The following is a 24342-nucleotide window of genomic DNA, read 5'->3' as shown; positions in this document are numbered from 1 at the left end:
AACCGGTAGGCGCGCGGGTGGTTCCCGTTTCCTCAATGGTAGCCGCTATCGGCCTTCACCTTGCCGCGGAAGGTCCAGTAGACGAAGGCGGTGTAGAACAGGATCATCGGCAGCAGGAAGCAGACCCCGATCAGCACGAAGACATGCGAGGACGGCGCCGCGGCCACGTCCCAGATCGTCAGGTCGGGCGGCACCAGATAGGGGTAGTTCGAGATCGCCAGCCCGAGGAAGCAGAGCAGGAAGATCGCGATCGTGAAAGCGAAGGGCGTGAATTCGTGCTGCCCGTGCAGGCGCTTCCAGACCATGTAGCCGCAGAAGGCCGTCAAGACCGGGAAGGGCCAGAGCAGGAGCAGGTTGGACGGCGTGAACCAGCGCTCGGCGATGCGCGGATGCGCATAGGGCGTCCAGAGCGAGACGATGACGGCGAAGGCCATCAGCCCGAGCAGCAGCCATTTCGCCTGTTTGCGCGCCCGCTCCGCGACCGGCCCTTCCGTCTTGTAGACGAGCCAGGTCGCGCCGAGCAGAGCGTAGCCGACGACGACGCCGACGCCGCACATCACCGAGAACGGCGTCAGCCAGTCGAGCGGGCCGCCGGCGAACTCCCGGTTGCTCACCGTGATGCCCTGGATCAGCCCGCCGAGGATGAGCCCTTGCGAGAATGCGGCGACGGTCGAGCCCAGCCAGAAGGCGAGATCCCATTTGCCGTGATGCGGCTTGGCGACCCAGCGGAACTCGAAGGCGACGCCGCGGAAGATCAGCGCCAGCAGCAGCAGCGTCACCGGCAGGTAGAAGGCGGGCATGATGATCCCGTAGGCGGCCGGGAAGGCCACGAGCAGGCCGCCGCCGCCGAGCACCAGCCAGGTCTCGTTGCCGTCCCAGAACGGCGCGACCGAATTCATCATCTGGTCGCGCTCGCCCTCGTCCGAGGTGGTCGGGAACAGGATGGCGATGCCGAGGTCGAAACCGTCGAGCACGACATAGAGCATCACGGCGGTGCCGATCAGTACGGCCCAGATCACGGGGAGATATGATTCCATCGCTGTTCTCCCTCAGGTTGCGGGCTGGATCTTGTCGTCGCCGGGGTGCCCGTCGCCGAAGATCTCGGAGGCTTGCTCCTGCGTCGCCTTGAGCGTGCGTTTCGAGGGTTGCTCCGGCGGGTCCTTGGTGATCGAGGCGTCCGGCCCCTTGTCGATCAGCCGGTTCATCAGCAGGATTCCCGCGGTGAACACGACGGAATAGACGCAGAAGAACAGGGCCAGCGAGATCGCGACCTGCGTCGTCGTCACCGGCGAGATCGCATCCTTGGAGCGCAGCACGCCGGTGGCGATCCAGGGCTGGCGGCCGACCTCGGTCACGAACCAGCCGGCCAGGATCGCGACGAAGCCGGCGGGCCAGGTGTATTGCGCCACCCAGAGCCAGCGCCGTGCTTCGAAGACCTTGCCGCGCTGCCACAGCCAGGCGCCGAGCCAGCCGAAGCCGATCATCAGGAAGCCGATGCCGACCATCAGCCGGAAGGCGAAGAACGGGATCTTGACCGGTGGCCGGTCCTCGACCGCGAAATCGTTCAGTCCGGGGAACAGCGCATCCATGCTGCCATGGGTGACGAGGCTGGCGAGGCCCGGGATCGCGATCTCGAAGCGGTTGACGCCGGCGACCTCGTCCGGCCAGGCGAAGAGCACGAGCGCGCCGGGCTTCGAGGAATCCCAATGCGCCTCGATCGCGGCAAGCTTGGCCGGCTGGTACTTCGCCGTGTCCTCGCCATGTCGGTGGCCGATCACCGCCTGCAGCGGCGCGGTCAGCGCGATCATCAGGATCGCCATCCGCACCATCGTCTTGGCCGGCTCGATGTTCTTGCCGGCCACCAGGTGGCGCGCGCCGGTCGCCAGCACCACGAAGGCGGTGGTCAGATAGGCCGCGGTCATCATGTGCATGAAGCGCATGGGGAAGGTCGGGCTGAAGACGATCTTCATCCAGTCGACGGGATAGGCGATGCCGTCGCGCATCTCGTGCCCGGTCGGGTACTGCATCCAGCTATTGGCCGACAGGATCCAGAAGCCCGACAGCGCGGTGCCGCCGGCGACGATCACTGCCGAGAGGAAATGCAGCCAGGGCGGCACCCGCTTCCAGCCGAAGAGCAGCACGCCGAGGAAGGACGCCTCGAGGAAGAAGGCGCTCAGCACCTCATAGCCGATCAGCGGGCCGAGCACATTGCCGACCGCCACCGAGAAGCGGCTCCAGTTCGTGCCGAACTGGTAGGACAGCACGATGCCGGAGACCACGCCCATGGCGAAGGAGACCGCGAAGATCTTGGTCCAGAACCGCGCCAGAAGATGGAATTTCTCGTCCCCCGTCTTCAGCCAGAGCCCGAGCAGCGTCGCGATATAGGCCGAAAGCCCGATCGTGAAGGCGGGAAAGACGATGTGGAAGGAGATCGTGAAGGCAAACTGGATTCGGGAGAGCAGAAAAGCGTCGATTTCCATCGCAAGGCCCCGGCCGGCTTCGCCGCGCGAGCGGCTTGAAACGACTCTGCCCGGACAGCTTCGTCGCCGGAGGCGAGGTTAGTCAAATCCCGCGCCCGATTCCGGAGCCGCAATGTCGCAGCGGCCCGTCCGCATTGTCGCAGGACGCCGGCTCAGCCCAGCTTGTCGAGCGCGGCCTTGAGTGCGCGCAGGTCGCGCCAGGTCAGGCGCTTGTCGAGCGGTTTCCGGAGCAGATAGGCGGGATGGAGGATGGGCATGGCCGGAACCCGGCGCTTGCCGGTGTCATACTCCATCCAGCGGCCGCGCGTGGCCATGATGCCGGTCACGCCGAGAAGGCCCATGGCCGACGGCTTTCCGACGCAGACCAGGATGTCGGGATCGGCGAGCTCGATCTGGCGCTGGATGAACGGCAGGCAGATCGCGACCTCCTGCGGCGTTGGCGTGCGGTTGCCGGGCGGCCGCCAGGGCAGGAGATTGGCGATATAGACATGTTCCTGGCGGTTGAGCCCGATCGCCGCGAGCATCAGGTCGAGCAATTGGCCCGATCGGCCGACGAAGGGCAGCCCGAGCCGGTCCTCGTCCGCGCCCGGCGCTTCGCCCACCAGCATCACCCGGCCCTCCGGGTTGCCGTCGGCGAAGACGAGATTCTTGGCCGTCGCCTTGAGCGCGCAACCCTCGAAGCCCGCGAGCGCCGCCTTGAGCTCATCGAGCGTCGTCGCTTGCTGGGCGAGCGCACGCGCGCTCTGGGCCGCTTCGTCGGGCGCCGCCACGGCTGCCGGAAGCGCGCGCGCGGCGGCAGGCGTCTCAGTGCGTGGCGGCAGCCGTCGCGGGGCCGGCTGCGCCGCTGCCGGCTCGGTGAAATGGTCGTGCGGCGTCTCGTCGAGCGCCTCGGTCACGCCCATCTCGGCATACCAGGCGGCAAGTTCGGCGGGATCGGTGGCGGCGGGGATCATGACGCCAACCTAGCACATCTTCGCAGCCGATCGCGACCGTGCCGCGCTGCGAACCCTGCCGCGCGGTTGGCTGGACAGGCAGCGGGCGATTTTATATAGGTCATTCAACTAGTCTTTCAAATAATAGGCCGAAGGCAGGCCGGGCTGTCATGCGACATGCCAGCTCGCCCGGAACGGCCGTCAAAAGCTCTGGGAGGAGTGCCTGATGATCGATCGTCGTGGATTCGTCGCGCTCGCGGCCAGCGCCGTGCTGGCTCGTCCGGCCCTTGCCCAGACGGGTTACCCGAGCCGGACCATCAGCATGGTCGTTCCGTTTCCGGCCGGCGGACCAGCGGACCTGACCGCTCGGGTGGTCAAGGAGGAGATGGAGAAGCGGCTCGGCCAGCCGATCGTCATCGACAACCGCGCCGGCGCCGGCGGCACGATCGGTGCCGCAGCGGTCGCGGCGGCTGAGCCGGACGGCCATGTCATCGGCATGATCAGCACCGGCGCGATGACGATTCTGCCGCATATCATGCCCAAGCTGAAATACGACCCGCTGCGCGATCTCGTGCCGGTCGGCCTTGCCATGACCACGCCCCAGATTCTGGTGATCTCGCCGGATCTCAAGGTCGACAGCGTCACCGAGCTGGTCGCGCGCGCCAGGGCCAAGCCCGGCGACCTGATCTATGGTTCGGCCGGTGTCGGCTCCTCGCTTCATCTCGCCGGCGAGTTGTTCCGGCTTCGGGCCGGCGTGCAGGTCACGCATCTGCCTTACCGTGGTGCGGCGCCGGCGCTGGCCGACCTGCTCGGCGGGCGCATCCAGTTCATGCTCGCCGATGCGCCGGCCTTCCTCCCGCAGATCCAGAGCGGCGCGTTGAAGGCGCTCGCGGTGACGGCGGAACGGCGGCTCGCCATCCTGCCGGCGTTGCCGACCATGCGGGAAGCCGGCTTCGCAGTCGTTTCCGAGACCTGGTACGGCCTGCTCGCGCCGAAAGCGACGCAAGAGGAGCGTCTCGACCGGCTCCATGGCGCCCTCAAGGAGGCGCTGACGGCATCGTCGGTGAGACAGACGCTCGAAGGGCAGGGCGGCTTGATCTCAACGCTCGATCGGGCCGCCTTTGCCGCCTATATCCGCGCGGATTTCGCCAGCTGGGGCGAGATCGTGAAATCGGCGGACATCAAGCTCGACCCCTGATCGGGTTTCCGTACCGCGGGGGTCTTTCACCGACATATCGACTCCTGGGGCGCAGTGCTGATCATCCAGGCACAATCGCTCCTCCCCACCAATCACGGTTGCAAATTGGAACGTGCCCCCGGATAGAGGGTTTCCAATCTGGGTTCGGCTCGACTTGAGCCGGCGAGCATAATAGTTCATATGTAAACTATCTATGGTCGAGCCAGGCGAGGCTGTGCGGAGGACAGGATGGATCTCGAGGAAGCGCAAAGCACCCCGCGCGAGAGCATGGACTATGACGTCGTCATCGTCGGCGCCGGACCGGCGGGGCTTGCGGCCGCGATTCGTCTCAAGCAGCTCGACGAGAACGTCTCGGTCGTCGTGGTCGAGAAGGGAGCCGAGGTCGGCGCCCATATCCTGTCGGGCGCGGTGATCGATCCCATCGGCCTCGACAAGCTCCTGCCCGACTGGCGCGAGGACGACGCTCGGCCTCTGACGACGCAGGTCAGCGAGGACGTCTTCTATTACCTGACCGAACCGAACGGCGTGCGCTTGCCGAATTTCGGCATGCCGAAGCTGATGGACAATCACGGCAACTTCGTCGGCTCGCTTGGCCTGGTGGCGCGCTATCTCGCGGGCCGCGCCGAGGCGCTCGGCGTCGAGATCTATCCCGGTTTCGCCGCGGCCGAACTGCTCTTCGACGAGAACGGCACCGTCACCGGCGTCGCCACTGGCGACATGGGCATCGCCAAGGACGGCTCGGTCTCCGACCGCTTCACGCGCGGCATGGAACTGCGCGGCCGCTACACGCTGCTCGGCGAGGGCGCGCGCGGCTCGCTCTCCAAGATCGCGATCAACCGCTTCGGCCTCGACGAGGGCCGCGATCCGCAGAAATACGGCATCGGCATCAAGGAGATCTGGCAGGTCAAGCCGGAGAAATTCCAGAAGGGCAGGGTCCAGCACTCCTTCGGCTGGCCGCTGGACAACCGCACCGGCGGCGGCTCCTTCCTCTATCATTTCGACGACAATCTCGTCACGGTCGGCTTCGTCGTGCATCTCAACTACGAGAACCCGACGCTCTCGCCCTTCGACGAGTTCCAGCGCTTCAAGACGCATCCGATGATCCGCGACGTGTTCGAGGGCGGCAAGCGGCTGTCATACGGCTCGCGCGCCATCACCGAAGGTGGCTGGCAGTCGGTGCCGAAGCTGACCTTCCCGGGCGGCGCGCTGATCGGCTGCTCGGCCGGCTTCGTCAACGTCCCGCGCATCAAGGGCAGCCACAACGCCATCCTGTCCGGCATGATGGCGGCCGAGCATCTCGTGCCGGCTCTGGCCGCCGGGCGCGCCCATGACGAGGTCACAGGCATCGAGGAGAGCTGGCGCTCCTCCGAGATCGGCCGCGACCTGAAGCGGGTGCGCAACGTCAAGCCGCTCTGGTCGAAGCTGGGAACGGTCGGCGGCGTCGTGCTGGGTGGCATCGACATGTGGCTGAACCAGCTCTTCGGCTGGTCGCCCTTCGGCACGCTCAAGCACGGCAAGCCGGACTACGCGACGCTGAAGCCGCTCGCCGAGGTCAAGCCGATCGTCTATCCGAAGCCCGACGGCAAGCTCTCCTTCGACAAGCTCTCCTCCGTCTTCCTGTCCTCGACCAATCACGAGGAAGACCAGCCGTCGCATCTGAAGCTGAAGGATCCGTCGATTCCGGTGGAGAAGAACCTGCCGCTTTATGGTGAACCTGCGCGGCTTTACTGTCCGGCGGGCGTTTACGAGATCGTCTACAAGGATGCCGACGCCAGGACCGAGCCGCGCTTCGTGATCAACGCGCAGAACTGCGTCCACTGCAAGACCTGCGACATCAAGGACCCGGCCCAGAACATCAACTGGACGGTTCCGGAGGGCGGTGGCGGTCCCGGCTATTCGAACATGTGAGGCGGTGGGGAGCTCGGCCGCCCAAAGGAAAAGGCCGCGCCCAAGGGGCGCGGCCTTTCTGTTCTTCGGCAATGGGAGGTGTCTCAGCCCTTGCGGATGACGGACGGGGCCGGCTTCTCGGGCTGGGCGCAACCGGCGGCGAAGCCGGCAAGCAAAGCGATGGCGGCAACTGATAGAACGATCTTTTTCATTGGAATGATCCTGAACGAATCGTCGCGACAGATGCGAACATTCGCACAATAACAGCGAAAACTTGACGTTTAGTAGCACAATGTCTTCGCATTTGCGCTTTGCCGGTAGTGTTTGCGCCGCGTGTTGCATCCTTGCTACGGAGGCGATCTGCCGCCTTGCGCGCCGCTTGCCGCCACGCCCGGAAACGGCCATCTTGAACGCATATGCGAAGCGGTCACGGTCGCGCTGAAGACCCAGCCCCTGCGCCAGAGGCGGCGGACCGAGGGAGAATAGCAGTCGTGACGTTTCGAATGAATGGCCGTGGGGCCGGTGCGACGCTGGCTGTGGCGCTGCTTGTCGCTCTCCACGCCGGTGCCGCCGCCCAGGCAACGACGCAGGCAACCGCCCAGACCCGTACGACCGAGCCGCTCGAGCCTGCCGACAGTCTCGAGGGCAATTATCTCGCGGCGATCGTCGCCGGCGCCGGCCGCGACCTGGGCGCGGCCTCGGTCTATTTGCGCGAGGCCATCAAGGGCGATCCGAAGAACAATGACCTGCTCGAGCGCGGCTTCGTCGCCTTCCTGGCCGACGGCTCGATGGACGACGCCTTCCGCGCCGCCCAGAGGCTGATCCAGCGCGACCCGACCAACGGTCTGGCGCAGCTCGCGATCGGCATCCGCGCGATCAAGCAGAAGAGCTATCAGACGGCGCGCAACCATCTGCAGCGTGGCGGGCGGGGCAGGGCGGCCGACATCACGGCGACCTTGCTCTCCGCCTGGTCCTATGCCGGCTCGGGGCAGACCAACCGCGCCATCGAGACGCTGGAGCGGCTCAAGGGCGAGGCCTCCTACAATCTTTTCCGCGATTACCATGCCGGGCTGATCCTTGATCTCGCCGGCCGCAAGGCGGATGCCGAGCGCCGGCTCAAGGCGGCCTACGAGGCCGAGAAGACGACGCTGAGGCTGGTCGACCTCTGGGGCCGCTTCCAGGCGCGCTCGGGCGATTTCGACGGCGCGGCGGCGACCTATGGCGCTTTCGACCGGCTGCTGCCGAACCATCCGATCGTTCGCGACGGCCTGGCGCGCATCGCGGCCAAGGAGCCGCTGGCGCGCACGGTCGCGTCGCCCCAGCAAGGTGCGGCCGAGGTTCTCTACGGCCTCGCCAGCGCCGGCAACCGGCAGGGCGACGAAGCGGCGGCGCTGCTCTATCTCAGGCTCGCGATCTATCTCGATCCCAGCCACGATCTCGCGATCCTGACGCTGGGCGATATCCTCGAGCGTGCCAAGCAGCTCGAGGATGCCGTGGCGGTCTATGGCCGCATGCCGGCCGGCTCGCCGCTGCAGCCCAATGCCGAGATCCAGGCCGGCCTGGCGCTGGAGGCGCTCGGCAAGTCGGACGAGGCGGTCAAGCATCTGGAGACCTTGATCGTCGCCCGGCCGGACGATGTCGATGCGCTCTCCGCGCTCGGCAATGTCTATCGCTCGCGCAAGCGCTTCGCGGAGGCGTCCGATGCCTATGACAAGGCGATCTCGAAGATCGCCTCGCCGGGCCGCGCCAATTGGGACCTGTTCTATTTCCGCGGCATCGCCCGCGAGCGCACCAAGCGCTGGCCCGAGGCCGAGGAGGATCTGCGCAAGGCGCTGGAGCTGATGCCCGAGGCGCTCGGGCGCGAGCGGGCGCTGGTGCTGAACTATCTCGGCTATTCGCTGGTCGACCAGCATCTCAAGCTCGACGAGGCGCTCGGCATGCTGCGCCGCGCCGTCGAGCTGCGTCCGCGCGACGGCTACATCACCGATTCGCTCGGCTGGGCCTTCTACCGCCTCGGCCGCTACACCGAATCGGTGCGCGAGCTCGAGCGCGCCATCGAGCTGCGCCCCTCCGACCCGGTGATCAATGATCATCTCGGCGACGTCTATTGGCGCGTCGGCCGCAGGCTCGAAGCGACCTTCCAGTGGAACGCGGCCCGCGATCTCAATCCGGAGCCGGAAGACCTGGTCAAGATCAAGAAGAAGATCGAGAAGGGGCTGGAGGAGCCGCCCTCGGCCAATGCCACCGACCCCAGGGCTGCCGAACCCAAGGCGGATGGCGGCTGAGCGATGCTTCGTGATTTCGCGGGCTGACGACGCGTGCCCGCTTCGCTCGCGACCCGCGCCCGCGCCAAGGTCAACCTCACCCTGAAGGTCCTTGGCCGGCGCGCCGACGGCTATCATGAACTGGAAAGCCTCGTCGCCTTCGCCGGTGTCGCGGACATGCTCAGCCTGGAGCCCGGGCCGTCCTGCGCGCTGACGATCGGCGGACCGCAAGGCGAAGGCCTGGTCGCGGACGAGGGCAACCTGGTGCTGCGGGCCGCCCGTGCGCTCGCCGCGGAGGTGCCCGGCCTGCATGCCGGGCGCTTCCATCTCGTCAAGCGCCTGCCGGTCGCCTCCGGCATCGGCGGCGGCTCGGCCGATGCGGCAGCCGCTCTGCGCCTATTGGCGCGCCTGAACGGGCTTGCGGCCGACGCTCCGGAACTGCAGCGCGCCGCCGTGAAGGTCGGGGCCGATGTCCCGGTCTGCCTCGAATCGCGGGCGCGGATGATGGCCGGCATCGGCGAGCGGCTCGGGCCGCCCTTGCGCCTGCCGCAGCTCTTCGCCGTGCTGGTCAACCCGGGCGTCGCGGTCGAGACGGCGGCGGTGTTCAGGAAGCTGGGCCTCGCGCCGGGTCAGGATGTCTCGCCTTCAAGGAAGTCTGCGCCGCGGTCCGGCACGGCGGCGGAGCTGATCGCGGATCTGAGCGAAGGGCGGAACGACCTCGAAAGGCCGGCGATCGCGATCGCGCCTCAGATCGCCGAAGTCCTGGACATGCTGCGAGCTGCGCCCGGTTGCCGTCTCGCGCGCATGTCGGGCTCAGGAGCGACCTGTTTCGGGCTGTTCGACGATTGCCGGCGGAGTGCGGCGGCGGCGCGGGGACTGACCCGCGCCCAGCCCGGTTGGTGGGTGAAGCCGACTGTGCTGAGATGAGAGCCGCGGTTCAGCCGGGAGGACTCGTCATGACGCTGGCCTCGTTTCTCGCTTTCATCGGCGTAGCGCTGCTGGTGCTCGTCACGCCTGGCCCAGATACAGCTTTGACGATCCGCAATACGCTGTTTGGTGGTCGCCGCGGCGGGGTGTTGACGGCCTTGGGCGTCGCGGTCGGGCAGATGGTCTGGGCGCTGGCGACGAGCCTCGGTCTGGTCGCGTTGCTGGTCGCCAGCGAGCCGATCTTCCGTGCGATCCAGTATGCCGGCGCGGCCTATCTCATCTATCTCGGCGTGCAGGCGTTGCGCGAAGCGTTCCGCCGGCAGGCACCAGCGCTGCCGACAGCAGAGAATGCCAGCCCGGCCCGTCGGCTGGGGCCTGCCGCCGCCTTTCGGCAGGGATTGGTCAGCAATCTTGGGAACCCGAAGATGGCGGTCTTCTTCGGCAGCCTCCTGCCGCAGTTCGCAACGGGGGGAGCTGAGAATTTCGCGGCCCTGTTCCTGCTCGGCCTGGTCTTCGTGGCGATGACCTTCATCTGGCTGTCGGCCTACGCGCTCGTCGTCGCCAAGGCCGGCGACGTGCTACGACGTTCGCAGATCCGGCGCGTCATCGAGGCGCTGACCGGCGGGCTCCTGCTGGCGCTGGGTCTTCGGATTGCAGCGGAGCAGCGCTGACGGAGCTCAATGCGCCCGCGCGACGCAGAAATCGACGGCCTCGTTTAGCGCCTGCTTCATCGCCGAGTTCGGGAACAGGCCGAGCGCGTCCTTGGCCATCTTGGCATAGTGCTGCGCGCGCTCGATTGTGTCGTCGAGCGCCCGGTGTCGGCGCATGATCGCCTGCGCCTCTTCGAGATCGCCGTCCCGGATGTCGCCGTCCTGCAGGGTCCGTTTCCAGAAGGCGCGCTCGCCCTCGTCGCCGCGCCGGAATGACAGCACGACGGGCAAGGTGATCTTGCCCTCGCGAAAATCGTCGCCGGTATTCTTGCCGAGCTTGTTGGCGACGCCGCCATAGTCGAGCGCGTCGTCGATGAGCTGGAAGGCGATGCCGAGATTGAGGCCGTAGCTGCGGCAGGCGGCGGCGTCGGCCTTCGAGGAGTCGGCAATCACCGGTCCGACCTCGCAGGCGGCGGCGAAGAGCTCGGCGGTCTTGCCGCGAATGACGGCGAGATATTCGTCCTCGGTCGTCGCGGTGTTCTTCGCGGCGGCGAGCTGCATCACCTCGCCCTCGGCGATCACGGCCGCGGCGGTGGACAGGATGTCGAGCGCGCGCAGCGAGCCGACCTCGACCATCATCTTGAAGGCCTGGCCGAGCAGGAAATCGCCGACCAGCACGCTCGCCTCGTTGCCCCAGAGCATGCGGGCGGCGAGCTTGCCGCGCCGCATGTCGCTCTCGTCGACCACGTCGTCATGCAGCAGCGTCGCGGTATGCATGAACTCGACCGAGGCCGCGAGCTTGACATGGCCCTCGCCGCGATAGTCGCAGAGCGCCGCCGTCGCCAGCGTCAGCATCGGCCGCAGCCGCTTGCCGCCCGACGAGATCAGGTGGTTGGCGACCTCGGGGATCATGGTCACGTCGGAGCCGGTGCGCGACAGGATCATCGCATTGACGCGGCCCATGTCGGTGCGTGTCAGGCCGACGAGCCGATCGATGCTGGCCTCTTCCTTGTCCTCGAACGGTACGACCACGCCCACGCTGCTCACTCCGGCCGGTTTCAGCTTTGCTGCATTGCCACAACCGTCGCATGCGTGACCAGCCCCCGCAATTGGCCTTTGACGCCGCAGCGCGCGTTCCGTTGCGGAAAATCAGCTTGCGCGCGGGCGTTCGCTCCGTCTCCATGTCGGCATGCATGAACTCGTCCGCAGCAACGATCTCGTCCTGCTCGGCGCCATCGAGGCGCTGCTGGCCTCCGCCGATCTCGACTGCCTGATCACCGATCAGCATATGAGCGCGCTCGAAGGCATGACCGGCGCCTTCCAGCGACGCCTGCTCGTCCGCGAGGCCGATCGCAGACGGGCGCGCGCGCTCCTGACCGAAGCCGGGTTCGGCGCCGAACTGCGCGATGAGTGACGCGGAAACGGCGCTCGGCGCGATCGTCGAGGACAGGCTGCTCGATGGCCGGCTGACCCTGCGCCAACCCGGAAAGGGCCACCGCGCCGGCTCGGACGCCATCCTGCTCGCCGCCGGGCTGCCGGATTTGGACGCCGGGCCGCTGGCTGATTTCGGCGCCGGCGTCGGCACTGTCGGCCTGGCCGCGGCCATGCTGCGGCCAGCTCTGGCGGTGACCTTGATCGAGCGCCATCCGGGGCTTGCGGCGCTGGCCGGCGAGAACATCGTCCTGAACCGCCTCGAAGACAGGGCCCGCGTCGTCACGGCCGATGTCGGCGCGCTGGCGCAAGCGGGCCTCGCATCGGCGAGCTTCGCCTGCGTCGCGATGAACCCGCCCTTCTTCGCTGGTGAAGCTGTGAAGGCGTCCCCGGTCGCGAACCGCCGCGCGGCCCATGTCGCCGACGGGCCGCTCGACGCCTGGCTGAAGGCGGCGCGCCGCTTGCTGAAGCCGGGCGGTCAGGTCGCCGTCATTCATCGCGCCGAGGCCTTGCCCGCGATCCTCGCCGGGCTTGCGACCGGCTTCGGCGGCGCGGTCATCCGGCCGGTTCACGCCTCTGCGGACCGGCCTGCGATCCGCGTCATCGTGACGGCCGAGCTCAACAGCAGAAAGCCGGCAGCGCTGCTGCCGGCTTTCGTGCTCAATGGGCCCGATGGCCGCTTCACCGAACTCAGCGAAGCGGTTCATCGCGGCAGGGCATTGTTGCCGTAGCGTCTGCGATCAGCGGCAGATGCGGCGCTGCTGCACGACCCAGCCCCAGCCATCCCAGTAGCGGACGGGCCGGAAGAAGCAGCGCGGGCCGTAATAGGGCCGGCCATAATAGCCGCCGCCATAGCCGTAATAGGGGCGGCCGTAATAGCCGCCGCCATAGCCCCAGCGCGGGCCGTACTGCACCGGACGATAGCCGTAACCGTAGCCCGGCGAGCCGAAGCTGAAGGTGACCGCCTGGGCCGAAGCCGGGGCGCTGGTCATGGCGGCGGTCCCGAGCGTCGCGGCCGCCGCGACTCCAAGAAGTACTTTGCGAAGCATGGCTCTTTTCCTCTCATCTGCCTGGCGCCGGCAGCCATGCCGCGCGGCTCCAACGCCATCGAAGGAAATGCTAGCCCCCAAAAACTGAACGGCGCGAAACCGCGCCGTTCAGCCATCCTTCATTCGGCCGCCATCTGGCGGCCGCAATTCAAGCCGCGCTCAGCGGCAGACGCGGACCGAGCGGACCACCCAGCGATAGCCGTTCCAGACACGGCGGTTGCTGTAGAAGCAGCGCGGACGATAGACCGGGCGGCCGTAATAGCGACGTGGGCCGTAGTAGCGGCGCGGGCCGTAATACTGGGCCTGCTGGACCAGGTCGGCCGCACTGGCCTGGGTCGCCTGGACCGGGCCGGCGCCGATCGGCGCAGCCGTGGCCGGGGCGACGGTGAAGGCCGCGAACATGAGGGTGAGCGCGCCGAACAGGGCGGCGACAAAGCGGGATGACAGCATAGGTTAGCTCCTACCGAGACCGCCGGCCCGTCTCAAGCGCTCGCCCCGAACGCCGCAGACCTCGCGGTTGAGCCGACACTATTCTTTCAATCATGAACGAAAGCTGTCCGCAGCGGCTGGGCTGCCGTTCAGTAACCGCCGCAAGCTTGACCTGCGACGCCGATGGCTCCTAAGCACGCGGCAATCCGTCGAAATCTGGGAAGGCTCCCCTCCTTGGCCGCCGCTTCGCTGTCCGATCCGCTCGACCCGACCCGTTCGTTCCAGGGATTGCTGCTGACCTTGCAGCGCTTCTGGGCGGAGCGCGGCTGCGTCATCCTGCAGCCCTACGACATGGAGGTCGGCGCCGGCACCTTCCATCCGGCGACGACCTTGCGCGCGCTCGGGCCCAGGCCTTGGAGAGCGGCCTATGTCCAGCCCTCGCGCCGGCCCAAGGACGGCCGCTATGGCGAGAACCCGAACCGCCTCCAGCACTACTACCAGTTCCAGGTCATCCTGAAGCCGTCGCCGCCGGATTTGCAGCAGCTCTATCTCGACTCGCTGCGCGCCATCGGCGTCGATCTCGCCTTGCACGATGTCCGTTTCGTCGAGGATGACTGGGAAAGCCCGACGCTCGGCGCCTGGGGCCTCGGCTGGGAATGCTGGTGCGACGGCATGGAGGTCAGCCAGTTCACTTACTTTCAGCAGGTCGCCGGCGTCGAATGCGCGCCCGTGGCGGGTGAGCTGACCTATGGGCTCGAGCGCCTCGCCATGTATGTCCAGGGCGTCGAGAACGTCTACGACCTCAACTTCAACGGGCTCGAGGGCGAGGACCGCATCTCCTATGGCGACGTCTTCCTCCAGGCCGAGCAGGAATTCTCGCGCCATAATTTCGAGCATGCCAATACCGAGATGCTGTTCCGGCATTTCGGCGACGCCGAGGCCGAGTGCAAGGCGCTGCTCGAGGCAGGCGAGGCCGCCAAGGGCAGCAACGACCTCAGCCACAAGCTGGCGCTGCCGGCCTATGACCAGTGCATCAAGGCGAGCCACATGTTCAACCTGCTTGATGCGCGCGGCGTGATCTCGGTCACCGAGCGCCAGAGCTACATCCTGCGCGTGCGCGATCTCGCCAAGGCCTGCGGTGCAGCCTGGCTGAAGACGGCGGGCGGGGGAGCGATCTGATGCCCGATCTCCTGCTCGAACTCTTCTCGGAAGAGATTCCCGCCCGCATGCAGCGCAAGGCGGCCGAGGACCTGAAGAAGCTCGTCACCGACGCGCTGGTCGAGCGCGGCCTCGTCTATGAGGGCGCCAAGGCCTATGCCACGCCGCGCCGGCTCACCTTGCACATCGCCGAGCTGCCGGTGCGCGGCCGCGACGTGCGCGAGGAGCGCAAGGGCCCGCGCGTCGGCGCGCCCGAGGCGGCAGTCCAGGGCTTCCTCAAGGCGGCGGGGCTGGCCTCGCTCGATCAGGCCACCATCGTCAGCGATCCGAAGAAGGGCGACAGCTATGTCGCAATCATCGAGAAGCCGGGCCAGGAGACGGTTTCCGCCATCGCCGAGATCGTGCCGCAGGTGATCCGCGCCTTCCCCTGGCCGAAATCGATGCGCTGGGGCAAGGCCTCGGCGGCGGGCGCGAGCCTGCGCTGGGTCCGCCCGCTCCACTCCATCCTCTGCACCTTCGGCCCCGAGACCGAGGATCCGGAGGTCGTGCATTTCGAGGTCGACGGTATCGCCTCGGGCAACGTCACACGCGGCCACCGCTTCCATGCGCCGGAGCCGATCACGGTGAAGCGCTTCGAGGACTATGTCGCGAAGCTGGAGAAGGCCAAGGTCGTGCTCGACGCCGACCGGCGCAAGGAGATCATCGCGACGGACGCGAAGAACCTCGCCTTCGCTGCCGGCCTCGAACTGGTCGAGGACGAGGGTTTGCTGGAGGAGGTCGCTGGCCTCGTCGAATGGCCGGTCGTGCTGCTAGGCGATTTCGAGGAGCGCTTCCTCGAGATTCCCGGTGAGGCGATCCGCGCCACCATCCGCGCCAACCAGAAATGCTTCGTGCTGCGCGATCCCAATTCCGGCGAACTCGCCAATCGCTTCATCCCCGTCTCGAACCTGATGGCCAGCGATGGTGGCCTGGCGATCACCGCCGGCAATGGCCGCGTCGTGCGGGCGCGGCTCTCCGACGCCGCCTATTTCTGGCAGACCGATCGCGGTCCGCTGCCCGATCTCGACACGCTTAGGGGCTGCGCCGACAAGCTCGAACTCGACCTTGCCAAGCCGCTCGACCAGCGCATGGCCAAGCTCGACAGGCTCGGCGTCGTCTTCCACGCCAAGCTCGGCACGCAAGGCGAGCGCGTGCAGCGTATCGCGGCACTGGCGAAGGAGCTGGCCCCGATCGTCGGCGCCGATCCCGCGCTGGCCGAGCGCGCCGCCAGGCTCGCCAAGGCCGATTTGCCGACCGAGATGGTCGGCGAGTTCCCCGAATTGCAGGGGTTGATGGGCCGCAAGTATGCGGAGCTGCAGGGCGAGAACCCCTCGGTCGCCGCCGCGATCGAGGAACATTACAAGCCGCTCGGCCCCTCCGACCGCGTGCCGACCGATCCGGTCTCGGTCGCCGTCGCGCTCGCTGACAAGCTCGACACGCTGGTCGGCTTCTGGGCGATCGACGAGAAGCCGACCGGAAGCAAGGACCCCTATGCGCTGCGCCGCGCGGCGTTGGGTTTGATCCGTCTGGTGGTTGAGAATGGGGTGCGGTTGCCGCTTGAGAAGTGGCTCCATTACCAGGTGAATGGTTTTGAGTTTGCGTGGCTTGCGGCTCCCCGTTGGGGGGCGGTTGATCAAGTCTTTGCGGCACTGAACACCGCTCTTTCGCAAGCTTCTAAAAGCGACTTAGATCGATCGTTCTTAGACGCGTCGGATGCTTTGATGCAGGCCGCTCGCCTACTAAATGTCGACAACGAAGCGGAGCTTATCAGACAAGCTGTCGCTGCGGGTAAGCCGAAGGCACTCGACCTCCTCTCCTTCTTCCACGACCGCCTGAAGGTCATGCTGCGCGACCAAGGCGCGCGGCATGACCTGGTCGACGCAGTGCTGGGCGAGGGCGCGTCGGGCAATGACGACCTCCTGCTCATCACCCGCCGCGTCGCGGCGCTCGGCCGCTTCCTCGACACCGAGGACGGCAGGAACCTGCTCGCCGGCTATCGCCGGGCCGCCAACATCCTCAAGGCCGAGGAGAAGAAGGACGGCGAGGGTGCCTTCGCCGGCGCGGTCCATCTTCAACTGATCGCCGAGACAGGACTGATCGAGGAGAAGGCGCTCGCAGTCGCGCTCGCGCAGGCGACGCCGAAGGCCGAGGCAGCCGTCGCCGCCGAGGATTACGAGGGTGCCATGGCGGCGCTGGCCGAGCTGCGTCCGGCGGTCGACGCCTTCTTCGACAAAGTCACGGTCAACGATCCCGATCCGGCCCTGCGCGCCAACCGTCTCAGGCTGCTCAACCAGCTGCGCGAGGCGACGCGCGCCGTGGCGGATTTCGACCGCATCGCGGGGTGACGCTTCGCATCATGGTCGGGCTTGACCCGACCATCTCGTGAAGAACGGCACGGTTTGAAGGAGCCCCGTCCTGCCCGGGATTCTCGGGTCTGCGCTTCGCTCCGCCCGAGAATGACGTGGTTGAGGCTAAGCCGCCTCCACCGCTCCCGGAACCTATTCCCACCCTGCGACGTTCTGTCCGCAGAGGTTTTCGTGTCGCGAGCGCGTCGTGCGCACGGCCTCCGGGGGGCCGGCGAGCGGCCGCGACCAAGGGATACTGCTCATGTCATTGCTGATTTCGCTTCTCATCACGATTCTGGTCATCGGTCTGGTGCTCTATCTGGTGCGGATGCTGCCGCTCGACGCCCAGATCAAGAACATCATCCAGATCATCGTCATCATCATCGGCATCATCTCGTTGCTGCGTTACCTGAACGTCTTCACGATCTGACCGCGCTGCGCGCGTATTATTGACGGCGGCAAAAAGCCGGTTCAGACTTTACTCGGTCCAAGGGCCCCGGACGTCGCCGTCGCGGGGCCCTTTCCGATTCGAGAGCGAGCAAGGCGATGACCTCGCAGAACCGCACCACCCATATCCGCCTGACGTCGCATCCCGAACCCGGCAGCGCCGCCTCGCGCTTCCCGATCCATTGGGGCGCCGGAGACGCGACCGAGCGCGGCCCGATCATCGCCTCGACGACGAGCCCGGGAGACCGCAACGTCATCGGCGCCCATGGCGGCTCCTATTCGGTCTATCGTGCGCTCGCCATCTCGGCCCGCGCCATGAACCCGGCGCAGCGCCCCGACCTGACCAATACCCAGCCGACCACCGAGATCCCGCCGCAGCCGCAATGGTCGCAACCCGGCAAGATCGTCTCGCTCGACCCTTACGGCCACCGCGTCGCCCAGGATTTCGGCCGGCTGATCGCCGAGGGCATCGACATCCGCCCGACCATTGCCATCACGAAGGCCCGGCTCAACCTGCCGGAGATCCTCGCCGCCATGGCGGGCCATCGGCTGGCGCCAGACGAGGGCATCCTGCACAAGTCCGGCGACATCAGCGTCACCAAGATCGCGGTCGACCCCGTCTGGCACCTGCCGGGCATTGCCGAGCGCTTCGGCACCAGCGAGCAGGAACTGCGCCGGACGTTGTTCGAGCAGACCGGCGGCATGTATCCCGAGCTCGTCACCCGGCCGGACCTGCGCGTCTTCCTGCCGCCGATCGGCTCGATCACCTGCTACATCATCGGCGAGGTCTCGGCGATCGCCGACCCGAAGCGCAAGGTCGCCTGCCGCGTCCATGACGAGTGCAACGGCTCCGACGTCTTCGGCTCCGACATCTGCACCTGCCGGCCCTATCTTGTGCATGGCATCGAGGAGGCGGTGAAGGAGGCGCAAAGCGGCGGCGTCGGCCTCATCGTCTATAACCGCAAGGAGGGCAGGGCGCTCGGCGAGGTCACAAAATTCCTCGTCTACAACGCCCGCAAGCGCCAGGAGGGTGGCGATTCCGCCGCGACCTACTTCGAGCGCACCGAATGCGTCGCCGGCGTCCAGGATGCCCGCTTCCAGCAGCTCATGCCCGATGTGCTGCACTGGCTCGGCGTCACCCGCATCGACCGGCTGATGTCGATGTCGAACCTGAAATATGACGCGATGGTCGAGAGCGGCATCGAGATCGGCGAGCGCGTCGCCATTCCGCCCGAGCTGATCCCGCTCGACGCCTCGGTCGAGATCGAGGCAAAGAAGGCGGCGGGCTATTACTCCCCCGACGGCGCACCCGGCGACAATGCGCTGAAGGCCACCGTCGGCCGCGACCTCGACAAGTTCTGAGAGCAGCCACCCGCATGCCCGACCACGACCCCGAGGCCGTTCGCCTGCTCCTCAAGCCGGCCGCGATCCGCGAGCGGGCTCGCGAGATGTTCCGGCTCGGCCATGATGGCAGGCTGCTGCATTTCACCGTTCACCCGGAGCGGCTCGAGGCCTGCGCCGACTACGTGCTCGACACGATCCGCACCAATTATCCGACGCTCGACATCCCGTTCCACGCGCGCTGGCGGCATTTCACGGTCGGCGGCATCGATCGCTGGAGCGTGCTCGATCTCGGCGCCCATTTTTCCGATGCCGGCGCGCGTGGCCGCGCGGCTTATGACCTTGCCGTCGTCAGCGTCCTGCTCGATGCCGGCGCCGGGCCGGACTGGCATTATCACGACGGCGTCACCGGCAAGGCGATCGGCCGCTCGGAGGGGCTTGCGCTCGCCTCGCTCGATATGTTCGCGGGCGGCCTGTTCTCCAGCGATCCGGCGGAGCCGCTGCGCGCCGATGCGGTTGCGTTGAAGCGGCTCGATGCGGCCCAGCTCGCGGAAGGTTTCCAGGCCGGCCCCGCCAACCCGCTGCTGGCACTGCAAGGCCGTGCCGCTCTGCTGAACCGGCTCGGCGAAGAGCTGGAGCGTCAGGAGTTGGCGCGCCCCGGAGACCTCTTCGACCGCTTCAGCGAAACCGCGGCGGGCGGCTCGATCCGCGCCGCGCATATCCTGTCGGAGGTTCTGGCCGTCTTTGGCGGCATCTGGCCCTCGCGCCTGACGCTGGCGGGGATCGCGCTGGGAGACACCTGGCGCCACCCGCTCATCGCCCGGGACAGCCCGACGCCGGGGCTGGTGCCCTTCCACAAGCTGTCGCAGTGGTTGTCCTACTCGCTGATCGAGCCGCTGCAATGGGCGGGGATCACCGTCGCCGATGTCGATGAGCTCACCGGGTTGCCAGAATACCGCAATGGCGGCCTCCTGGTCGATCTCGGCGTGATCGCGCTGAAGGATGCGGGTGACGCCGGCCGCGCCCATGAGGTCGGCTCGCCGCTGGTCGTCGAATGGCGGGCGCTGACGGTCGCCATGCTCGACGAAATCGGCGACCTCGTGCGCGCGCGGCTCGGCCGCAGCCGCGAGAGCCTGCCGCTCGCGAAAGTGCTGGAAGGCGGGACCTGGGCGGCCGGGCGGCGGATCGCGCGCGAAAAGCGCGAGGATGGCGGTCCGCCCTTGACCATCGTCAGTGACGGCACCGTATTCTGATCTCAAGAAACCGGCAGGGGGTATTTCGCCTATGACGACAAGCTCGAACGGCGTCACCGTCGTCGACCATCCGCTGGTCCAGCACAAGCTGACGCTGATGCGCGAGAAGGATCGCTCGACCAAGAGCTTCCGCCAGCTCCTCAACGAGATCGGCATGCTGCTCTGCTACGAGGTTACGCGCGACCTGCCGCTCGAGCTGACCGAGATCGAGACGCCGCTGACCAAGAGCATGCAGCCGATCATCGCCGGCAAGAAGCTGGTCTTCGCGCCGATCCTGCGCGCCGGCGTCGGCTTTCTCGACGGCATGCTGGAACTGGTTCCGGCCGCGCGCGTCGCCCATATCGGGCTCTATCGCGATCCCGACTCGCTCCAGGCGGTCGAGTATTATTTCAAGGCGCCGTCGGACATCGCCGAGCGCATGGTCGTGGTGATGGATCCGATGCTGGCGACTGCGAATTCCGCCGTCGCGGCGGTCGACCGGCTGAAGGAACGCGGCGCCCGGGATCTGCGCTTCGTCTGCCTGCTGGCTGCGCCGGAAGGCATCGCGCGCCTGCGCGCCGCCCATCCCGACGTTCGCATCTGGACCGCGGCGATCGACGAGCGCCTCAACGACCACGGCTATATCGTGCCGGGCCTCGGCGACGCGGGCGACCGCATGTTCGGCACCCGCTGAACAGGCGAAGGCCCGCCCCATCGCTGGGGCGGGCCCTGCCCGAGGACGGTTGGGTCTCGAAAGAGACCGCCCTCAGAACACCGCGATCATGCGATCGCGCTTATTCGATCACTCTTATTCGATCACCTGCACGATACGGCGCGTGCGGGGCTCGACGAGCACGGTCCGGTTGTTCACGACGGCATAGCGATACTGCGTCGCGCCATACTCGGCCGGGACCTCACGATAGACCACGCCACGCTCCGGCAGGACCTCACCGACCGTAACCGGCTCGGCATAGGTGTAGGACGGCACGCGCTGCTCGACGACATAGCGCTGGAAGCGCGGGGTGTTGTCACCCACGATCGCTCCGGTGAAGCCGCCGACCACCGCGCCGCCGACGCCGCCGGCAACTGCGCCGATCGGGCCGCCGACCACAGCGCCACCAACCGCACCCGCGGTCGCGCCGCCGACGATGCCACTGGCTGCGCCGCCCTGGGCGCCTTCCGGATTCTGGGCGAAGGCCGCGGCCGGAACCATAGTAAGAGCCGCTACGAGAGCAAGTTTCTTGAACATTTCCGTTCTCCTTCCAACGGGGAAGCTGGGAAAGGAACGGGAGGCGCCAGATTAGGTTCCTCAAAAAATAGGTAACGAGGTGTAACCGATCACAACAAGATGATCGATAATTTCACGATATCAACGACTAACGCCGATGGAGACGTGAACGGCCCTGCGAGAAAAGTCGATGACCTCGGTTCTTTTTGGGCGTTTGTCGGGCGTGACAAAAAGCTCGTTCACCGTCGCCTCCTCCGACAGGAACAGGAAATCCGCATGGGGCCCGCACTCCGGATAGGCGTCGATGGCGTGCCAGGTGCCCCGATGCAGGATGACGCCCGTCCCGTCGATGCGGAAGGCGCGCAGGCTCTCGGGCCCTGGCGCGTCCTCGCCGGGCGGCGCGACGACGATGATCGCCGGCGGCCCGGCCAGCGGCATCCGCGCTTCGCTGACATGGAGATGCCGCTCGATCGTCGTCACGACGAAAGGCCGCGCGTGATAGCGCACGATCTGCAGGCGGGCCTTGCTCTCGGCCTGGAACGGCTTGATCCAGATATCGTAGCCGTCACGGCCGGCGTCGCGGGGGCCTTCCGGCGCCAGCAGGCGGCCATAGGGAGCGAAGGCCTCGGCTTCGAGGGCGGCGACGGGAAGCTCGATCGTCGATGTCATGGCGCCATCCTATCGCCTGGCCGTCCGCAAACAAAAACGGCGGGCCTTGCGGCCCGCCGTGGTCAAGCCGCTTCGTTGCGGCGAGGCTTACTGCTTCACCGCTGCCGACAGAACCGGCGTCAGCTTGTCGGCATCGCGCTTGATCAGCGCCGCAAAACCGTCCGGCGTGCGCTCGGCGGCGGTGGGGATGACGGTGCCGAGGTCGAGCAGGCGCTTCTTGACGCCCTCGTCGTTCAGCGCCTTGTCGAGCGCGTCGACCAGCTTGTCGACCACGTCCTTGGGCGTGCCCTTCGGCGCGGCGATGCCGTTCCAGGCTTCGATCTGGTACTCGGGCAGGCCGGCTTCCTTGGTGGTCGGGACGTCGGGCAGCGCCGGCGAGCGCTCGGCCGAGGCGATCGCATAGGCCTTGATGGTCTTCGCCTTCACCTGCTCGGCGACGCTGACGATCTGGTCGCACATGAATTCGATCTGTCCGGAGACGAGATCGTTCAGGGCCGGGCCGGTGCCGCGATAGGCGACCGAATTGAGCTTCGGCACGCCGAGCTGGCCCTTGAGCAGGGTGCAGGTCGTCCACGACACCGAGCCGACGCCGGCATGCGCCTCGTTCACCTTGTCGGGGTTGGCCTTCACGAAGGCGACGAATTCCTTCAGGTCCTTCGGCGCAAAATCCTTCTTCGCCACGATCAGGATCGGCGTGCCACCGGCGAGCCCGATCGTCTGCATGCCGTTGATCGGATCGTATTTCAGGTTGGGATAGGTCGAGGGCGCCGCCGAGAAGGTGCCGAGATGGCCCATCGCGATGGTGTAGCCGTCGGGCGCAGCGGTCAGCGCGCGGGTGATGCCCGTCGTCCCGCCGGCTCCCGCGACGTTTTCGACCACGACCTGCTGGCCGAGCGTCTTGGACATGTTCTCGCTGACGATGCGGGCGATGATGTCGGTCGGGCCGCCTGCCGCGAAGGGCACGATCATCGTGATCGGCTTCTCCGGATATTTCGATTGCGCCAGTGCGCCGCCGGCGGCGGTCAGCGCGAGTGCGGCCGCAAGGCCATAGACGAGCTTCTTCATGGGTGATCCTCCCTGAGATCGGTTATGGACAGAACTGGAGCGAGGTTGCGCGTATGGCAACCCCGTCATTCGGTGAAGACCTCGTCGCGCTTCTTGGCGATCGACGGCAGGAGCGCGATGACCAGAACGATGACGGCGACGGCCAGCAGGGCCGCCGAGATCGGACGCTCGAAGAAGGTCATGAACGAGCCGCGCGAGATGATCAGCGCCTGACGCAGCTTCTCCTCCATCAGCTTGCCCAGCACGAAGCCGAGCAGCAGCGGCGCGGGCTCGAAGCCGAGCTTGATCAGCAGATAGCCGAACAGGCCGAACATCGCGGTGAAGGCGACGTCCATCGGCTGGTTGTTTACCGAGTAGATGCCGATGCAGCAGAAGATCAGGATCGCCGGGAACATCAGGCGATAGGGCACCTGCAGCAACCTCACCCAGACGCCGACCAGCGGCAGGTTGATGACGAGCAGCATCAGGTTGCCGATCCACATCGAGGCGATCATGCCCCAGAACAGCTCCGGGTTCTTGGTCATGACCTGCGGGCCGGGGATGATGCCGTGGATCGTCATCGCCCCGACCATCAGGGCCATCACCGCGTTCGGCGGGATGCCGAGCGTCAGCAGCGGGATGAAGGCGGTCTGCGCGCCGGCGTTGTTGGCCGATTCCGGCCCGGCGACGCCCTCGATCGCGCCCTTGCCGAAGCGCGACGGATCCTTGGCGATCTTCTTTTCGATGGTGTAGCTGGCGAAGGGGCCGAGCACCGCGCCGTTGCCCGGCAGGATGCCGAGCGTGCCGCCGATCGCCGTGCCGCGCACCACCGGCATGATCGACTGCTTGATGTCGCTCCAGGCCGGCAGCAACCGGCCGATCTTGGCCTTGACCACGTCGCGCGCCTCGGGGTTCTCGAGATTGCGCAGGACCTCGGCGAAGCCGAAGACGCCCATCGCCAGCACGGAGAAGTCGATGCCGTCGGCGAGCGGCGGGAAGCCGAAGGTCATGCGTTCCTGCCCGGTCTCGAGGTCGGTTCCGACCGTCGAGAGCAGCAGGCCGAGCATGATCATGCAGAACGCCTTGAGGATGGAGCCCCGCGCCAGCACGACCGCGAAGCACAGGCCCATCACCATCAGCGAGAAATACTCGGCCGGGCCGAAAAGCAGTGCGAGCTTTGTCAAGGGCGCGCCGAGCGCGGCGATGATCACGGTCGCGACGCAGCCGGCGACGAAGGAGCCGATCGCCGCGATGCCGAGCGCGATGCCGGCGCGGCCCTGCTTGGCCATCTGGTGGCCGTCCAGCGTGGTCACGACCGCCGTGGCCTCGCCGGGAATGTTGACGAGGATCGCGGTGGTCGAGCCGCCATACTGGGCACCGTAATAGATGCCGGCGAGCATGATCAGCGCGCCTGTCGGGTCGAGCCCGAAGGTGATCGGCAGCAGGATCGAGATCGTCGCGATCGGTCCGACGCCTGGCAGCACGCCGATCAGCGTGCCGACCAGGCAGCCGACGAAGCAAAGAGCGATGTTCTGAAGGCTGAGGGCGACGCCGAAGCCGAGCGAGAGATGCGCGATGGTTTCAAACATGCC

General features: G+C 67.0%; 23 protein-coding genes. 13 read left to right on the top strand and 10 right to left on the bottom strand.

What is annotated here, in order from left to right:
• Positions 1–32 precede the first annotated feature (32 nt).
• The 3 genes from cydB to ACTIF2_RS10655 all read right to left on the bottom strand — a co-directional run bounded on the left by cydB (position 33) and on the right by ACTIF2_RS10655 (position 3433).
• Positions 33–1037: a cytochrome d ubiquinol oxidase subunit II gene (gene cydB, locus ACTIF2_RS10665; RefSeq protein ID WP_439497040.1), complete on the bottom strand. Its 1005-nt coding sequence runs from the start codon at positions 1035–1037 to the stop codon at positions 33–35.
• 12 nt (positions 1038–1049) lie between these two features.
• Positions 1050–2480: a cytochrome ubiquinol oxidase subunit I gene (locus ACTIF2_RS10660; RefSeq protein WP_439497039.1), complete on the bottom strand. Its 1431-nt coding sequence runs from the start codon at positions 2478–2480 to the stop codon at positions 1050–1052.
• Between the two features lie 152 nt (positions 2481–2632).
• The gene (locus tag ACTIF2_RS10655) at positions 2633–3433 is read right to left on the bottom strand and encodes a uracil-DNA glycosylase (protein ID WP_439497038.1); all 801 of its coding nucleotides are present in this window, start codon (positions 3431–3433) and stop codon (positions 2633–2635) included.
• A gap of 205 nt (positions 3434–3638) precedes the next feature.
• On the opposite strand from ACTIF2_RS10655, the gene ACTIF2_RS10650 reads away from it, so the two are divergent.
• The 5 genes from ACTIF2_RS10650 (at position 3639) to ACTIF2_RS10630 (ending at position 10359) form a co-directional block, all read left to right on the top strand.
• Positions 3639–4610: a Bug family tripartite tricarboxylate transporter substrate binding protein gene (locus tag ACTIF2_RS10650; protein ID WP_439497037.1), complete on the top strand. Its 972-nt coding sequence runs from the start codon at positions 3639–3641 to the stop codon at positions 4608–4610.
• Between the two features lie 228 nt (positions 4611–4838).
• Positions 4839–6518 (top strand): electron transfer flavoprotein-ubiquinone oxidoreductase, encoded by a 1680-nt coding sequence (locus ACTIF2_RS10645; protein WP_439497036.1) that lies wholly within the window; start codon positions 4839–4841, stop codon positions 6516–6518.
• A 470-nt stretch (positions 6519–6988) separates the two neighbouring features.
• Positions 6989–8782 (top strand): tetratricopeptide repeat protein, encoded by a 1794-nt coding sequence (locus tag ACTIF2_RS10640; protein WP_439497035.1) that lies wholly within the window; start codon positions 6989–6991, stop codon positions 8780–8782.
• A gap of 33 nt (positions 8783–8815) precedes the next feature.
• Positions 8816–9688, top strand: a complete 873-nt coding sequence (locus tag ACTIF2_RS10635; RefSeq protein WP_439497034.1) for a 4-(cytidine 5'-diphospho)-2-C-methyl-D-erythritol kinase — start codon at positions 8816–8818, stop codon at positions 9686–9688.
• Positions 9689–9717: 29 nt separating this feature from the next.
• On the top strand, positions 9718–10359 hold the full coding sequence (locus tag ACTIF2_RS10630) for a LysE family translocator (protein WP_439497033.1): 642 nt from the start codon (positions 9718–9720) through the stop codon (positions 10357–10359).
• A 6-nt stretch (positions 10360–10365) separates the two neighbouring features.
• On the opposite strand, the gene ACTIF2_RS10625 is transcribed toward ACTIF2_RS10630, so the two are convergent.
• Complete coding sequence (locus ACTIF2_RS10625) at positions 10366–11376, bottom strand: polyprenyl synthetase family protein (RefSeq protein WP_439497032.1); 1011 nt, start codon at positions 11374–11376, stop codon at positions 10366–10368.
• Between the two features lie 151 nt (positions 11377–11527).
• Here ACTIF2_RS10625 and ACTIF2_RS10620 point away from each other — a divergent pair, with 151 nt between their 5' ends.
• Both ACTIF2_RS10620 and ACTIF2_RS10615 read left to right on the top strand, forming a co-directional pair.
• Positions 11528–11752, top strand: coding sequence for a putative signal transducing protein (locus tag ACTIF2_RS10620; RefSeq protein ID WP_439497031.1), 225 nt, complete (start codon positions 11528–11530; stop codon positions 11750–11752).
• The gene (locus ACTIF2_RS10615) at positions 11745–12500 is read left to right on the top strand and encodes a tRNA1(Val) (adenine(37)-N6)-methyltransferase (RefSeq protein WP_439497030.1); all 756 of its coding nucleotides are present in this window, start codon (positions 11745–11747) and stop codon (positions 12498–12500) included. Before ACTIF2_RS10620 ends, ACTIF2_RS10615 begins: the two co-directional genes overlap by 8 nt.
• Positions 12501–12509: 9 nt before the next feature.
• On the opposite strand, the gene ACTIF2_RS10610 is transcribed toward ACTIF2_RS10615, so the two are convergent.
• Together ACTIF2_RS10610 and ACTIF2_RS10605 are read right to left on the bottom strand one after the other, a co-directional pair.
• Positions 12510–12818, bottom strand: coding sequence for a hypothetical protein (locus ACTIF2_RS10610; RefSeq protein WP_439497029.1), 309 nt, complete (start codon positions 12816–12818; stop codon positions 12510–12512).
• 159 nt (positions 12819–12977) lie between these two features.
• On the bottom strand, positions 12978–13268 hold the full coding sequence (locus ACTIF2_RS10605) for a hypothetical protein (RefSeq protein ID WP_439497028.1): 291 nt from the start codon (positions 13266–13268) through the stop codon (positions 12978–12980).
• 213 nt (positions 13269–13481) lie between these two features.
• Between ACTIF2_RS10605 and ACTIF2_RS10600 the strand changes: the two genes are divergently transcribed.
• The 6 genes from ACTIF2_RS10600 (at position 13482) to upp (ending at position 20503) form a co-directional block, all read left to right on the top strand.
• Positions 13482–14426: a glycine--tRNA ligase subunit alpha gene (locus ACTIF2_RS10600; protein WP_439497027.1), complete on the top strand. Its 945-nt coding sequence runs from the start codon at positions 13482–13484 to the stop codon at positions 14424–14426.
• A complete protein-coding gene (gene glyS / locus ACTIF2_RS10595) occupies positions 14426–16789 on the top strand; it encodes a glycine--tRNA ligase subunit beta (protein ID WP_439497026.1) in 2364 nt (787 codons plus the stop codon). Before ACTIF2_RS10600 ends, glyS begins: the two co-directional genes overlap by 1 nt.
• Positions 16790–17051: 262 nt before the next feature.
• Entirely contained in the window at positions 17052–17219 is a 168-nt protein-coding gene (locus ACTIF2_RS10590; RefSeq protein WP_439497025.1) for a Thivi_2564 family membrane protein, read from the top strand.
• A 116-nt stretch (positions 17220–17335) separates the two neighbouring features.
• Positions 17336–18598, top strand: coding sequence for a GTP cyclohydrolase II (locus tag ACTIF2_RS10585; RefSeq protein WP_439497024.1), 1263 nt, complete (start codon positions 17336–17338; stop codon positions 18596–18598).
• A 14-nt stretch (positions 18599–18612) separates the two neighbouring features.
• Entirely contained in the window at positions 18613–19830 is a 1218-nt protein-coding gene (locus tag ACTIF2_RS10580; protein ID WP_439497023.1) for a URC4/urg3 family protein, read from the top strand.
• A 31-nt stretch (positions 19831–19861) separates the two neighbouring features.
• Entirely contained in the window at positions 19862–20503 is a 642-nt protein-coding gene (gene upp, locus ACTIF2_RS10575; RefSeq protein WP_439497022.1) for a uracil phosphoribosyltransferase, read from the top strand.
• A gap of 114 nt (positions 20504–20617) precedes the next feature.
• On the opposite strand, the gene ACTIF2_RS10570 is transcribed toward upp, so the two are convergent.
• The 4 genes from ACTIF2_RS10570 to ACTIF2_RS10555 all read right to left on the bottom strand — a co-directional run bounded on the left by ACTIF2_RS10570 (position 20618) and on the right by ACTIF2_RS10555 (position 24339).
• A complete protein-coding gene (locus ACTIF2_RS10570; protein ID WP_439497021.1) occupies positions 20618–21058 on the bottom strand; it encodes a DUF1236 domain-containing protein in 441 nt (146 codons plus the stop codon).
• Between the two features lie 120 nt (positions 21059–21178).
• Positions 21179–21706: an ureidoglycolate lyase gene (locus ACTIF2_RS10565; RefSeq protein WP_439497020.1), complete on the bottom strand. Its 528-nt coding sequence runs from the start codon at positions 21704–21706 to the stop codon at positions 21179–21181.
• An 87-nt stretch (positions 21707–21793) separates the two neighbouring features.
• Positions 21794–22771: a tripartite tricarboxylate transporter substrate-binding protein gene (locus tag ACTIF2_RS10560; protein ID WP_439497019.1), complete on the bottom strand. Its 978-nt coding sequence runs from the start codon at positions 22769–22771 to the stop codon at positions 21794–21796.
• Between the two features lie 65 nt (positions 22772–22836).
• Positions 22837–24339: a tripartite tricarboxylate transporter permease gene (locus ACTIF2_RS10555; protein WP_439497018.1), complete on the bottom strand. Its 1503-nt coding sequence runs from the start codon at positions 24337–24339 to the stop codon at positions 22837–22839.
• Between the last annotated feature and the right edge of the window lie 3 nt (positions 24340–24342).

The sequence above is a fragment of the Allobosea sp. genome (assembly GCF_051860145.1).
Taxonomy (GTDB): Bacteria; Pseudomonadota; Alphaproteobacteria; order Rhizobiales; family Beijerinckiaceae; genus Allobosea.
This window is presented reverse-complemented; position numbering and strand designations above follow the sequence as displayed.

Bases quoted from the DNA above. Each gene is read 5' to 3' on its own strand.
- ACTIF2_RS10615 (WP_439497030.1), top strand. From the start codon at position 11,745: ATGAGTGACGCGGAAACGGCGCTCGGCGCGATCGTCGAGGACAGGCTG.
- ACTIF2_RS10580 (WP_439497023.1), top strand. From the start codon at position 18,613: ATGCCCGACCACGACCCCGAGGCCGTTCGCCTGCTCCTCAAGCCGGCC.
- upp (WP_439497022.1), top strand. From the start codon at position 19,862: ATGACGACAAGCTCGAACGGCGTCACCGTCGTCGACCATCCGCTGGTC.
- ACTIF2_RS10590 (WP_439497025.1), top strand. From the start codon at position 17,052: ATGTCATTGCTGATTTCGCTTCTCATCACGATTCTGGTCATCGGTCTG.
- ACTIF2_RS10570 (WP_439497021.1), bottom strand. From the start codon at position 21,058: ATGTTCAAGAAACTTGCTCTCGTAGCGGCTCTTACTATGGTTCCGGCC.
- ACTIF2_RS10650 (WP_439497037.1), top strand. From the start codon at position 3,639: ATGATCGATCGTCGTGGATTCGTCGCGCTCGCGGCCAGCGCCGTGCTG.
- ACTIF2_RS10630 (WP_439497033.1), top strand. From the start codon at position 9,718: ATGACGCTGGCCTCGTTTCTCGCTTTCATCGGCGTAGCGCTGCTGGTG.
- ACTIF2_RS10565 (WP_439497020.1), bottom strand. From the start codon at position 21,706: ATGACATCGACGATCGAGCTTCCCGTCGCCGCCCTCGAAGCCGAGGCC.
- ACTIF2_RS10660 (WP_439497039.1), bottom strand. From the start codon at position 2,480: ATGGAAATCGACGCTTTTCTGCTCTCCCGAATCCAGTTTGCCTTCACG.
- ACTIF2_RS10555 (WP_439497018.1), bottom strand. From the start codon at position 24,339: ATGTTTGAAACCATCGCGCATCTCTCGCTCGGCTTCGGCGTCGCCCTC.
- ACTIF2_RS10620 (WP_439497031.1), top strand. From the start codon at position 11,528: ATGCATGAACTCGTCCGCAGCAACGATCTCGTCCTGCTCGGCGCCATC.
- ACTIF2_RS10610 (WP_439497029.1), bottom strand. From the start codon at position 12,818: ATGCTTCGCAAAGTACTTCTTGGAGTCGCGGCGGCCGCGACGCTCGGG.
- glyS (WP_439497026.1), top strand. From the start codon at position 14,426: ATGCCCGATCTCCTGCTCGAACTCTTCTCGGAAGAGATTCCCGCCCGC.
- ACTIF2_RS10645 (WP_439497036.1), top strand. From the start codon at position 4,839: ATGGATCTCGAGGAAGCGCAAAGCACCCCGCGCGAGAGCATGGACTAT.
- ACTIF2_RS10560 (WP_439497019.1), bottom strand. From the start codon at position 22,771: ATGAAGAAGCTCGTCTATGGCCTTGCGGCCGCACTCGCGCTGACCGCC.
- ACTIF2_RS10655 (WP_439497038.1), bottom strand. From the start codon at position 3,433: ATGATCCCCGCCGCCACCGATCCCGCCGAACTTGCCGCCTGGTATGCC.
- ACTIF2_RS10605 (WP_439497028.1), bottom strand. From the start codon at position 13,268: ATGCTGTCATCCCGCTTTGTCGCCGCCCTGTTCGGCGCGCTCACCCTC.
- cydB (WP_439497040.1), bottom strand. From the start codon at position 1,037: ATGGAATCATATCTCCCCGTGATCTGGGCCGTACTGATCGGCACCGCC.
- ACTIF2_RS10585 (WP_439497024.1), top strand. From the start codon at position 17,336: ATGACCTCGCAGAACCGCACCACCCATATCCGCCTGACGTCGCATCCC.